The 12653-nt window shown below is 64.1% G+C and carries 12 protein-coding genes; all 12 read left to right on the plus strand.

Features of this window, described 5'->3' with window-relative positions:
• Positions 1–109 precede the first annotated feature (109 nt).
• The 12 genes from AC0L2J_RS19985 (at position 110) to nuoI (ending at position 12467) form a co-directional block, all read left to right on the plus strand.
• Positions 110–2338, plus strand: a complete 2229-nt coding sequence (locus AC0L2J_RS19985; RefSeq protein WP_473393461.1) for a TonB-dependent siderophore receptor — start codon at positions 110–112, stop codon at positions 2336–2338.
• Positions 2339–2909: 571 nt separating this feature from the next.
• Positions 2910–3275, plus strand: a complete 366-nt coding sequence (locus AC0L2J_RS19990) for an NADH-quinone oxidoreductase subunit A (RefSeq protein WP_007603535.1) — start codon at positions 2910–2912, stop codon at positions 3273–3275.
• Positions 3266–3853, plus strand: a complete 588-nt coding sequence (locus AC0L2J_RS19995) for a NuoB/complex I 20 kDa subunit family protein (RefSeq protein ID WP_007603537.1) — start codon at positions 3266–3268, stop codon at positions 3851–3853. Before AC0L2J_RS19990 ends, AC0L2J_RS19995 begins: the two co-directional genes overlap by 10 nt.
• A gap of 11 nt (positions 3854–3864) precedes the next feature.
• Positions 3865–4479, plus strand: a complete 615-nt coding sequence (locus AC0L2J_RS20000) for an NADH-quinone oxidoreductase subunit C (protein ID WP_007610986.1) — start codon at positions 3865–3867, stop codon at positions 4477–4479.
• A gap of 2 nt (positions 4480–4481) precedes the next feature.
• Positions 4482–5678 (plus strand): NADH-quinone oxidoreductase subunit D, encoded by a 1197-nt coding sequence (locus tag AC0L2J_RS20005; RefSeq protein ID WP_007603549.1) that lies wholly within the window; start codon positions 4482–4484, stop codon positions 5676–5678.
• On the plus strand, positions 5678–6640 hold the full coding sequence (locus AC0L2J_RS20010; RefSeq protein ID WP_473247940.1) for an FkbM family methyltransferase: 963 nt from the start codon (positions 5678–5680) through the stop codon (positions 6638–6640). The genes AC0L2J_RS20005 and AC0L2J_RS20010 overlap by 1 nt, the downstream gene beginning before the upstream one ends.
• A 12-nt stretch (positions 6641–6652) precedes the next feature.
• A complete protein-coding gene (nuoE, locus tag AC0L2J_RS20015) occupies positions 6653–7264 on the plus strand; it encodes an NADH-quinone oxidoreductase subunit NuoE (RefSeq protein WP_007610983.1) in 612 nt (203 codons plus the stop codon).
• Positions 7264–7470 (plus strand): hypothetical protein, encoded by a 207-nt coding sequence (locus AC0L2J_RS20020; protein WP_007610982.1) that lies wholly within the window; start codon positions 7264–7266, stop codon positions 7468–7470. Before nuoE ends, AC0L2J_RS20020 begins: the two co-directional genes overlap by 1 nt.
• Before the next feature lie 15 nt (positions 7471–7485).
• Positions 7486–8811 carry an NADH-quinone oxidoreductase subunit NuoF gene (gene nuoF / locus AC0L2J_RS20025; protein WP_007610981.1) on the plus strand — a complete coding sequence of 442 codons (1326 nt, stop codon included), beginning with the start codon at positions 7486–7488 and terminating at the stop codon, positions 8809–8811.
• A 5-nt stretch (positions 8812–8816) separates the two neighbouring features.
• Positions 8817–10892, plus strand: a complete 2076-nt coding sequence (nuoG, locus tag AC0L2J_RS20030; protein ID WP_063996142.1) for an NADH-quinone oxidoreductase subunit NuoG — start codon at positions 8817–8819, stop codon at positions 10890–10892.
• 4 nt (positions 10893–10896) lie between these two features.
• Entirely contained in the window at positions 10897–11964 is a 1068-nt protein-coding gene (gene nuoH / locus AC0L2J_RS20035; RefSeq protein WP_007610979.1) for an NADH-quinone oxidoreductase subunit NuoH, read from the plus strand.
• 14 nt (positions 11965–11978) lie between these two features.
• Positions 11979–12467, plus strand: a complete 489-nt coding sequence (gene nuoI, locus AC0L2J_RS20040) for an NADH-quinone oxidoreductase subunit NuoI (RefSeq protein WP_026232873.1) — start codon at positions 11979–11981, stop codon at positions 12465–12467.
• The last annotated feature ends 186 nt before the right edge of the window (positions 12468–12653 follow it).

A 12653-nucleotide genomic window follows, 5' to 3' on the forward strand; every position in this document is an offset into this window, starting at 1 on the left:
TTCGCGCGCGCTCCCCTAAGCGTCACCGCAAGCACATGCCGTCATGGGACTGACGGCATGTGCAAATCAAAACACGCAGTTTTGGGGTTGCGCGTTGAACAGTCTTGGAATGCTGCGGTCGGCCGTATTGGCGACCGCATCCGCTTGGGTTTTTCTGCCGCAGGCATCGCTTGCACAATCTCCTGCGCAGAGTGGCGCGCAAAACATTCCGTCGGTGACCGTCACCGCGCCGGAAGCGCGGCGCCGCGCGCCGCGATCATCCGAGCAGACCGCCAACCGAAGCAAGCCGCAGCCGCAGCGCAATGTCGGTTTCGTGGAGACCCCGCTCGGCCCGGTGCACGGCTACGTCGCCGGCCGCAGTTCGTCCGGCACCAAGACCAACACGCCGATCATGGAGACGCCGCAGGCGGTGTCGGTGATTGGCGCGGAGCAGATCCGCGACCAGAAGGCGAACAAGCTCGATGAGGTCCTGCGCTATACCGCCGGTGTCCGCGCCGGGACCTTCGGCGCTGACACGCGCAACGACTGGTGGCTGATCCGCGGCTTCAAGTCCGACGACGTCGGGCTGTTTCTCGACGGCATGCAGCTGTTCTACACATCCTATGCGAGCTGGAAGCTCCAGACGCCCAACATGGAGCGCGTCGAGGTGCTGCGCGGCCCATCGGCCGTGCTCTATGGCGGATCGAGCCCGAGCGGCATCGTCAACGTCATCAGCAAGATGCCGCCGGCGGAGCCCGTCCGTTTCATCGAGACCGGCGTCAACAATTTCGGCAACGCCTATGTCGGCTTCGATGTCGGCGGTCCGGTCGCGACGAGCTCTGAGAACGGCAAGCTGTTCTACCGCGTCGTCGGCCAGGTCCAGAACGGCCCTACGCAGGTCAATTTCACGCCGGACAAGAATTACTTCATCGCGCCGTCGGTGACCTGGAGGCCGGACGCCGACACGACGTTCACGGTACTGGCTTCAGCGTCCCGGCAGGAAACCCGTGGCATCAACTTCCTGCCCTATGAGGGCACGGTGGCCAACGCACCGTTCGGCAAGATTCCGACCAGCTTTTTCGCCGGCGATCCCAGCGTCGACAAGTTCACGCGCGAGCAGGAGATGCTGGGCTATCAGTTCGAGCGCAATCTCACCGACGATTTGACGTTCCGGCAGAATGCGCGCTTTGCCCATGTCGACGTGACCTATCGCGGCTACGTCGGCAACAACTGGGCTGACATCAACACAGCTAATCTCGGTCGCTATAATTGGTATGCGAAGAACACCGCCAACCAGGCCAATCTCGACAACCAGCTGGAGTACCGCTTCAACACCGGCGCGGTGCGGCACACGATGCTGTTCGGGGTCGATTTGAAGGATTATCAGATCGACGACTATCAGGCTTTCAACTTCGGCACCGTCCCTTCAATCAACGTCTTCAATCCCGCCTATGGATTTGACATTCCGTTGACGGGCGCACCGTTCCGCAACTTCCAGATCACGCAGAAGCAGGCCGGCACCTATCTTCAGGACCAGATGAAGCTCGGCAATTTCACGCTGGTGCTGAGCGGCCGCAACGATTGGGTCGAGACGACGCAGGCTGCCCGCGATACCGGCGCCACGCTCGCCAGCCGCGACGACAGCCGATTCAGCGGACGCGCCGGGCTGATCTACAATTTCGACAACGGCATCGCGCCCTATGTGTCCTACGCCACGAGCTACAATCCGATCATCGGCCTCAACGCGCAAAACCAGCTGTTCCTGCCGGAGACCGGCCAGCAGGCCGAAATCGGCATGAAGGTCGCGCCCCGGGGATTTGACGGCTACTTCACCGCCTCGGTGTTCGACCTGAAGCGCCAGAACGTGGCAACCACTGATCCTGTCGTCACGACCTTGCAGAACCAGACCGGCGAGGTGACCTCGCGCGGCATCGAGCTCGAAGCGGTGGCGAACGCCACGCGTGAGCTGAAGCTGATCGGCTCGTTCACGGCCTACCATTTGTTCAACAGCAGGGATCTGGACCCGTCGCTGGTCGGCAAGACCCCGACCAACACGCCCGAGCTGCTGGTGTCCGGCTGGGCGGACTACACCTTCAAGGACGGGCCGCTCGCAGGGTTCGGCTTCGGCGGCGGTGTCCGCTATATCGGGTCGTCGTGGGCGGATACCGCCAATACCCTCGAGGTTCCCGCAGTCGTGCTCGGCGATCTCGCGCTCCACTATGAGTGGCAGAACTGGCGCACCGCGCTGAACGTGATCAATTTGACCGACAAGGTCTACGTCGCGAGCTGCGCGGCGGCGTCCTCCTGCTTCTACGGCGACCGCCGGCGCGTGACCGCCAGCGTCTCCTACAAATGGTGAGGCAGATGACGAGCAGGCGAGGGAAGGCCATCGTGAGAGCCTGCCCGGCTCGTCAGCGGCTTCCACCACGAGATCGATGAGCTCGCGGGCGATGCCCCCCGGCCCGAAGCTCATGCGAGCGCGGCGCGTGACGACCAAGCCACGTCGCCGCCGCGCTCGCCACTGATTTTCCGCGGCGGCAGAAGCGGGCGCCGCCCGCCCGACGTATTCGCCAGACGGGCCCGGGGCCGATCGTGATGCATGGCTCCCGGATCGGTCGCCCGATCGTGGGCGCGCCTGTCCTCGTTGTAATCTGGACTTTGCTGCGTCGCGGCCTAGATAAAGTGAGCCTTCCCAACAACGGACGTCACGGCCCAGCGCGTGTGGACTGATTGGGGCGCCCTTGCTGGGGCGCTCGATCTGCTCCATACCAGCCGCGGGGTGATTCCGGGATTTCCACCGTTTTGAGGGCGACAAAGGGCCTAAAAAGAGCGTGTCTTGCGCCCATTGGTGCACTGCGCTAAGGCTCAGAACAATTCCAAACTGGACGAATCCGTGGCTGTCCCGAGGCTGCGGGAAAAAGGGCTCGTCAATGAGCGGCATTCTGCAGAACTATCTTCCACTCGTCGTCTTCATCGGGGTAGCGGGCCTCATTGGCCTGGTGCTGCTGATCGCGCCCTTCATCGTGGCGTTCCAGCAGCCGGACCCGGAAAAGCTGTCGGCGTATGAGTGCGGTTTCAACGCCTTCGACGACGCCCGCATGAAGTTCGACGTCCGCTTCTATCTCGTCGCCATCCTCTTCATCATCTTCGACCTCGAGGTGGCGTTCCTGTTTCCCTGGGCGGTGGCGTTCGGCAAGCTCGGCGCGACCGGCTTCTGGTCCATGGTGGTGTTCCTTGGCGTGCTGACGGTCGGGTTCGCCTATGAATGGAAGAAAGGCGCACTCGAATGGGATTGAACCCTGTGTCGTCCGCCGGTCCGGTTCTCGCGCCGGCCCCCAAGGGCATCCTGGACCCGTCGACCGGCAAGCCGGTTGGGGCCAATGATCCGTTCTTCCTCGAGGTCAACTCGGAACTATCCGACAAAGGCTTCTTCGTGGCCGCGACCGACGACCTCATCACCTGGGCGCGTACCGGCTCGCTGATGTGGATGACCTTCGGTCTCGCCTGCTGCGCGGTCGAGATGATGCAGGTGTCGATGCCGCGTTACGACGTCGAGCGCTTCGGCTTCGCGCCCCGCGCCTCGCCGCGTCAGTCGGACGTAATGATCGTCGCGGGGACCCTGACCAACAAGATGGCGCCGGCGCTGCGCAAGGTCTACGACCAGATGCCCGAGCCGCGTTACGTCATCTCGATGGGCTCCTGCGCCAATGGCGGCGGCTATTATCACTATTCCTACTCGGTCGTGCGCGGCTGCGACCGTATCGTGCCGATCGACATCTACGTGCCGGGCTGCCCGCCCACGGCGGAAGCGCTGCTCTACGGCGTGCTGCTGCTGCAGAAGAAGATCCGCCGCACCGGCACCATCGAACGCTAAGGTTTTACGTCATGGACGACGCCAAGCTCGACGCCCTGGGGCAGACGATCGTTAGCGCGCTTGCGGGCGCCGCCATCGGTCATTCGGTGGCCTTCAACCAGCTCACGGTCGATGTCGAAGCCAGCAAGATCGTCGAGGTGGTCAAGTACCTCCGCGACGACCCGAACTGCCGCTTCGTCAACTTCACAGACATCACGGCGGCGGACTATCCCTCGCGCGAGAAGCGCTTCGACGTGATCTATCACTTCCTGTCACCCACCCTGAACGCGCGGATCCGGCTCAAGGCCCAGGCCGACGAGACCACGCAGGTGCCGTCGCTGATCGAGGTGTTTCCAGGCGCCGACTGGTTCGAGCGCGAGGCCTACGACCTCTATGGCGTGATCTTCGTCGGTCATCCCGACATGCGCCGCCTCCTGACCGATTACGGCTTCGAGGGGCATCCGCTGCGCAAGGATTTCCCGACCACCGGCTTCCTCGAGGTCCGCTACGACGACCAGGAGAAGCGGGTGGTGTACGAGCCGGTCAGGCTCAACCAGGAATTCCGCAAGTTCGACTTTTTGTCCCCGTGGGAGGGCGCCGACTATCCGGTCCTTCCGGGTGATGAAAAAGCGGGGCCGAAGGTCTGAACATGAACGAGCAACCCGAACAGCTTCGCAACTTTACGATCAATTTTGGGCCGCAGCATCCGGCGGCGCACGGCGTGCTGCGCCTGGTGCTGGAGCTTGACGGCGAAGTCGTCGCCCGCGTCGACCCGCATATCGGCCTGCTTCACCGCGGCACCGAAAAGCTGATCGAGCAGAAGACCTATCTGCAGGCGATCCCTTATTTCGACCGTCTCGACTACGTCGCGCCGATGAACCAGGAGCACGCCTTCTGCATGGCTGCAGAAAAGCTGCTCGGCATCGAGGTGCCGCGCCGCGCGCAGCTGATCCGCGTGCTCTATTGCGAGATCGGCCGCATCCTGTCGCATTTGCTCAACGTCACCACGCAGGCGATGGACGTCGGCGCGCTGACCCCGCCGCTTTGGGGCTTTGAAGAGCGCGAAAAGCTGATGGTGTTCTACGAGCGCGCCTCCGGCAGCCGCATGCATGCAGCCTACTTCCGCGTCGGCGGCGTGCATCAGGACCTGCCGCAGAAGCTGGTCGACGACATCGATGCCTGGTGCGATCCGTTCCTGAAAGTGGTCGAAGATCTCGACCGGCTGCTCACAGCCAACCGCATCTTCAAGCAGCGCAACGTCGACATCGGCGTCGTCTCGCTGAAGGAAGCCTGGGAGTGGGGCTTCTCCGGCGTGATGGTGCGCGGTTCGGGCGCGGCCTGGGACCTGCGCAAGTCGCAGCCCTATGAATGCTACGCCGAGATGGATTTCGACATCCCGATCGGCAAGAACGGCGATTGCTACGACCGCTATCTGATCCGCATGGAAGAGATGCGCCAGTCCGTGCGCATCATGAAGCAGTGCATCCAGAAGCTGAACGCAGCCGACGGAAAGGGCCCCGTCGTCGTCGAGGACAACAAGGTCGCGCCGCCGCGCCGCGGCGAGATGAAGCGCTCGATGGAAGCGCTGATCCACCACTTCAAGCTCTACACTGAAGGCGTCCACGTGCCGGCCGGCGAAGTCTATGCCGCGGTCGAGGCGCCCAAGGGCGAGTTCGGCGTCTTTCTGATCTCGGACGGCACCAACAAGCCTTACAAGTGCAAGATCCGCGCGCCCGGCTTTGCGCATCTGCAGGCCATGGACCACATCTGCCGCGGCCATCTGCTCGCCGACGTCTCGGCTATCCTCGGCTCGCTCGACATCGTGTTCGGAGAGGTCGATCGGTGATGGCGCAGGCGCCGATCCAGTTTGACCGTGCCTCGGGGGCCCTTGAAGGGGCCAACCTGTGGGAGCGGACGGCTGCCTTGGCGCTGGTGACGGGATCGAAGATCTCCTCGCACTTCTCGCATATGGGCTACATCGCCTGCGCCAATCTGCTGCGCAAGACGCTGCCCGAGCGCAACATCGCGATCAAGCTCAACCCCGACGCCGTGTTCGAATTTCCCTACGGCGACGGCTATTGGAGCAAGCTGCTCAACCGCTCCTACAATTACGAGGACGAGCTGGAGCTGTTGTTCGCCGACTCCATCGAGGTCGACTATACGCTGCTCGATTGCGGCGCAAATTACGGCTATTGGTCGGTGCTGGTGTCGAGCAAGCCGTTCGGTTCGCACAAGGCGATCGCGATCGAGCCGTCGGGTCAGAACCATCCGAAGCTCGCCAACAACGCCCGCATCAACGGCAGCCGCTTCGAGACCATGAAATGCGCGATCGGCGCGGCCCGTGGCACCGCGCGTCTGTCAGGCACCAAGCACGAGGCCTTCAGCATCGCCGGCGATGCCTCGGCGGGCGGCGAGGACGTGCCGGTCATTGCGCTCGATAATCTCATCGACGACGGCAAGATCGCCGCGAGCGGCAAGTACCTGATCAAGCTCGACGTCGAGGGCGTCGAGATCGAGGCGATCAAGGGCGGCGCCCGGCTGCTCCAGGCCGACAGCGTCATCATGTGCGAAGAGCACGGCAGCGACCGCTCGCATGCGGTCTCGCGCTACATCCTCGAACACACCCCGCTGAAGCTGATCGTCTACGATCCCAGCACAAGGCGTATGGAGACGGTGACCGAGCTGTCGATCCTCGACCGCATCAAGGTCTCGACCCACGTCGGCTACAATGTTTTCGGCACCGCAAGCGCATTCTGGCAGGACAGGATCAATGCCCTGAATGCGAAAACCGCGCGCCGCGTGCAGTGAGAGATTGAAGAGATGTCCGTTCGCCGATTAGCACCGAAGGAAGTCCAGCCCGCGAGCTTTGCGTTCACGGAGGAGAACCTCGCGTTCGCCAAGCAGCAGATCGCGAAATATCCGGCCGGGCGCCAGGCTTCGGCCGTGATCGCCATCCTCTGGCGCGTTCAGGAACAGCACGACGGCTGGGTCTCGGAGGCCGCGATCCGCGCAGTCGCCGACATGCTCGACATGCCCTATATCCGCGTGCTCGAGGTCGCGACCTTCTACACGATGTTCCAGCTGGCCCCAGTCGGCAAGAAGGCTCACGTCCAGGTCTGCGGCACCACGCCGTGCCGCCTGCGCGGCGCCGAGGATCTGATCCACGTCTGCGAGCATCGCATCCATCACGAGCCCTTCCATCTCTCCAAGGACGGCAATTTCAGCTGGGAAGAGGTGGAGTGCCTCGGTGCCTGCGTGAACGCGCCGATGGTGCTGATCGGCAAGGACACTTATGAGGATCTGACCAAGGAAAGCTTCGGCAAGGTGCTCGACGGCTTTGCCTCTGGCAATCCGCCCAAGCCAGGTCCGCAGAACGGCCGCCAGTTCTCGGCGCCGACCGGTGGGCCGACCACGCTGAAGGAGATCACCTGATGCGTGATCTCGCCTCGCCGCCAGTTGAAGGGAGCAGTGTTGTGAAGAAGTGGGGCTTCGTCGCAATGCATTCCGCCGTGGCGGCCACGTTCATTTTCCTGCTTCAGCGCTTCGCCCTGAACGCGACGCTGGAATCCAGTCTGCTCTGGGCGCTGACCTTCGCCGTCTGCGCCGCCGGGCTTGCCTACAAGCAAGCCAACCGTTGATCGGAAAGCACTGACATGCTCGAGGACAAGGACCGCATCTTCAAGAACCTCTACGGCCTGCACGATTGGGGCCTCGAGGGCGCGCGGCGCCGCGGCGCCTGGGATGGTACGAAGAACATCATCGACAAGGGCCGTGACTGGATCATCAACGAGATGAAGGCGTCGGGGCTGCGCGGCCGCGGTGGCGCCGGCTTCCCGACCGGCCTGAAATGGTCGTTCATGCCGAAGGAATCGACCGACGGCCGGCCGAGCTATCTCGTCGTCAACGCCGACGAATCCGAGCCCGGCACCTGCAAGGATCGCGAGATCATGCGGCACGATCCGCATCTCCTGATCGAGGGCTGCCTGATCGCGAGCTGCGCGATGAACGCGCATGCCTGCTACATCTATGTCCGCGGCGAGTTCATCCGCGAGCGCGAGCATCTCCAGGCGGCGATCGACCAGGCCTATGAGGCCAAGCTGGTCGGCAAGGACAACGTCAACGGCTGGCCGTTCGACATCTACGTCGCCCACGGCGCCGGCGCCTATATCTGCGGCGAGGAAACCGCGCTGCTCGAGAGCCTCGAAGGCAAGAAGGGCCAGCCGCGCCTGAAGCCGCCGTTCCCGGCCAACGTCGGCCTGTACGGCTGCCCGACCACCGTCAACAACGTCGAGTCGATCGCGGTCGCGCCGGACATTCTGCGCCGTGGCGCGGCGTGGTTCGCCGGCATCGGCCGTCCGAACAATGTCGGCACCAAGCTGTTCTGCATCTCCGGCCATGTCGAGCGGCCCTGCAACGTCGAAGAGGCCATGGGCATTCCGTTCCGTGAGCTGATCGAGAAGCATTGCGGCGGCGTCCGCGGCGGCTGGGACAACCTCAAGGCCGTGATCCCCGGCGGCTCCTCGGTGCGCATGGTGCCGGCCGAGCAGATCATCGACACGCCGATGGATTTCGACAGCTTGAGCAAGCTGCGCTCCGGCCTCGGCACCGCGGCCGTGATCGTGATGGATAAGTCGACCGATTTGATCCGCGCCATCGCCCGCATCTCCTATTTCTACAAGCACGAGAGCTGCGGCCAGTGCACGCCGTGCCGCGAGGGCACCGGCTGGATGTGGCGCGTCCTGACCCGCATGGCCGACGGTCGCGCCCACAAGCGCGAGATCGACATGCTGCTGGAAGTCACCAAGCAGGTCGAAGGCCACACCATCTGCGCGCTGGGCGACGCCGCAGCGTGGCCGATCCAGGGCCTGATCGCGCATTTCCGTCATGAGATCGAAGCGCGCATCGACCAGTATTCGCATAAGGCCGACATCGACGATGCCGGCGTCCGCGATCCCGTGAACATGGTCGCGGCGGAGTAGAGACAATGACCAAGCTCATCATCGACGGCAAAGAGATCGATGTCCCCGCCGAATACACGCTGCTTCAGGCGTGCGAAGCGGCCGGCGCCGAGATTCCGCGCTTCTGCTATCACGAGCGGCTGTCGATTGCCGGCAATTGCCGGATGTGCCTCGTCGAGGTGAAGGGCGGCCCGAAGCCGGTCGCGAGCTGCGCCTGGGGCGTGCGCGATTGCCGTCCGGGTCCCAAGGGCGAGCCGCCGGAAATCTCCACCCGTTCGCCGATGGTGAAGAAGGCGCGCGAAGGCGTGATGGAATTCCTTCTCATCAACCATCCGCTGGATTGCCCGATCTGCGATCAGGGCGGCGAGTGCGACCTGCAGGACCAGGCGATGGGCTACGGTGTCGACACCAGCCGCTTCGCCGAGAACAAGCGCGCGGTCGAGGACAAATATCTCGGCGCGCTGGTTAAGACGTCGATGAACCGCTGCATCCAGTGCACCCGCTGCGTCCGCTTCTCGGCGGAAGTGGCCGGCGCCCCCGAGATGGGCGCGACCGGCCGCGGCGAGGACATGGAGATCACGACCTATCTCGAGCACGCGCTGACCTCGGAATTGCAGGGCAATCTCGTCGACATCTGCCCGGTCGGCGCGCTGACCTCGAAGCCCTATGCTTTCGCCGCACGCCCGTGGGAGCTCGGCAAAACCCAGTCGATCGACGTGATGGACGGATTGGGCTCTGCGATCCGCGTCGACACGCGCGGCCGTGAAGTGATGCGTATCCTGCCGCGCATCAACGAGGCCGTGAACGAGGAGTGGATCTCGGACAAGACCCGTCACGTCGTCGACGGCCTGCGCACCCAGCGCCTCGACCGGCCCTATATCCGCGAAGCCGGCAAGCTGCGCGCGGCGAGCTGGCCCGAGGCCTTTGCCGCGATCGCCTCCAAGGCGGCGCGCACCGACGGCAAGCGGATCGGCGCGATCGCGGGCGACCTCGCCGGCGTCGAGGAGATGTTCGCGCTGAAGGATCTGCTGGCCAAATACGGCTCGGCCAATCTGGCAGTGCAGGGCGGCGACGCCTTCGATCCCGCACTTGGCCGCGGCTCCTACATCTTCAATCCGACGCTCGCCGGCGTCGAGCAGGCCGATGCGCTGCTCATCATCGGCGCCAATCCGCGGAAAGAGGCGGCGGTGTTCAACGCCCGCATTCGCAAACGCTGGCGCGCCGGCGGCTTCAAGGTCGGCGTGATCGGCGCCAAGGCCGATCTCACCTACGATTATGACCATCTGGGCGCAGGCACTGACACGCTAGGTGAACTCGCGGCCGGCAAGCACTCCTTCATGGACGTGCTGAAGAACGCCAAGAATCCGATCATCATGGTCGGCGCCGGCGCCGCCTCGCGCCACGACGGCGCCGCCGTTCTTGCAGCGGCCGCCAAGCTCGCGCTCGATGTCGGCGCGCTCAAGGACGGCTGGAACGGCTTTGGCGTCCTGCACGAGAGCGCCTCGCGCGTCGGCGCGCTCGATATCGGCTTTGTTGCCGGTCAGGGCGGGCTGAATGCGGCGCAGATGACGACGTTCGGAACGCTCGATCTGCTGTTCCTGCTCGGCGCGGACGAGATCAAGCCGTCGGACGGCACCTTCGTCGTCTATATCGGCACCCATGGCGACCGCGGCGCCCATCGCGCCGACGTCATCCTGCCGGCAGCCGCCTATACCGAGAAGTCGGCGATCTACGTCAACACTGAGGGCCGCGTGCAGATGACCGGACGCGCCGCATTTCCGCCGGGCGAGGCCCGCGAGGACTGGGCGATTGTCCGCGCGCTCTCGGAGGCGCTCGGCAAGAAGCTCGGCTATGACTCGTTGTCGGCCCTGCGCCAGGCGATCTTCAAGGCGGTGCCGCACCTGATCCGTCTCGACCAGATCGAGGCCGGCTCGGCCGACCAGATCAAGAAGCTCGCGGGGAAGGGCGGCACGACGGAGAAGGCTCCGTTCAAGCCGCTCGTCGAGGACTTCTATTTGACCAACCCAATCGCGCGTGCGTCCGCCGTGATGGCGGAGTGTTCGCGGCTTGCCTCCGGGCAGATGCTGACCGCAGCGGAGTGACCTGATGGAATTCTTCGAAAGCGCCTTCTGGACCGGGTTCCTCTGGCCGCTGATCATCATGATCGCGGAGAGCGTCCTGGTGCTGGTCGTCCTGCTGGTGGCGATCGCCTACATCCTGCTTGCCGACCGCAAGATCTGGGCGGCGGTGCAGATCCGCCGCGGCCCGAACGTGGTCGGTCCGTGGGGCCTGCTGCAATCCTTCGCCGACCTCCTGAAGTTCGTGCTGAAGGAGCCGATCATCCCGTCCGGCGCCAACAAGGGCGTGTTCTTGCTGGCACCGCTGGTGTCATGCGTGCTCGCGCTCGCCGCCTGGGCGGTGATCCCGACCAATCTCGGCTGGGTGATCTCCGACATCAATGTCGGCATTCTCTTCATCTTTGCGATCTCGTCGCTGTCGATCTACGGCATCATCATGGCCGGCTGGTCGTCGAACTCGAAATATCCGTTCCTGGCGGCGCTGCGCTCGGCGGCGCAGATGGTGTCCTACGAGGTCTCGATCGGCTTCGTCATCATCACGGTGCTGCTCTGCGCCGGCACGTTGAACCTCTCGGCCGTGGTCGAGGCACAGCATGTCCGTGGCCTCGCCAGCCTGATCGGGTTGCCGCAGCTGACCATCCTGAACTGGTACGTCTGGCCGCTGTTCCCGATGTTCGTGATCTTCTACGTCTCGGCGCTGGCTGAAACCAACCGCCCGCCGTTCGACCTCGTCGAAGCGGAATCCGAGCTCGTCGCCGGCTTCATGGTCGAGTACGGCTCGACGCCGTATCTGCTGTTCATGCTCGGCGAGTATGTCGCGATTGCCACGATGTGCGCGATGGCGACGATCCTGTTCCTCGGAGGCTGGCTGCCGCCGGTGGACCTGCCGCCCTTCAACTGGGTGCCGGGGATCATTTGGTTCTCGCTGAAGCTGTTCTTCATGTTCTTCCTGTTCGCGATGGCCAAGGCGATCGTGCCGCGCTACCGCTACGATCAACTGATGCGCCTCGGCTGGAAAGTCTTCCTGCCGTTGTCGCTGGCGATGGTGATCGTAGTGGCCGGTGTGCTGCACTTTGCCGGCATCGCGCCGAAGTGAGGGCCGTCATGGGTATCAACATCAACGCCACTGCACGCTCGCTTCTGCTGTCGGAATTCGTCTCGGCGTTCTTCCTCGCCATGCGCTATTTCTTCCAGCCGAAGCCGACGCTGAACTATCCCTTCGAGAAGGGCCCGATCTCGCCGCGCTTCCGCGGCGAGCATGCGCTGCGCCGCTATCCGAACGGCGAAGAGCGCTGCATCGCCTGCAAGCTGTGCGAAGCGGTCTGCCCGGCGCAGGCCATCACGATCGAGGCCGGTCCGCGCCGCAACGACGGCACTCGCCGCACCGTGCGCTACGACATCGACATGGTGAAGTGCATCTATTGCGGCCTCTGCCAGGAAGCCTGTCCGGTCGACGCCATCGTCGAAGGTCCGAACTTCGAGTTCGCGACCGAGACCCGCGAGGAACTGTTCTATGACAAGGCCAAGCTGCTCGCCAATGGCGACCGCTGGGAACGCGAGATCGCGAAAGCGATCGAACTCGACGCGCCGTACCGGTGAGATGAGAGCATGATCCTTCCCGCTATCCCATCGTCATTCCGGGGCGCGCAAAGCGCGAACCCGGAATCTCGCGCCATAACCTCTGGATTCCGGGTTCGCGGGGGTTTGCCGCGCCCCGGGGTGGCGGGGGCGGCCCCAAGGGGGGGGCCGGGCGGGTGGTGGTTGGGGTGGGCGGGGGGGGGGTGG

The organism is Bradyrhizobium sp. MV1.5, from assembly GCF_055807615.1.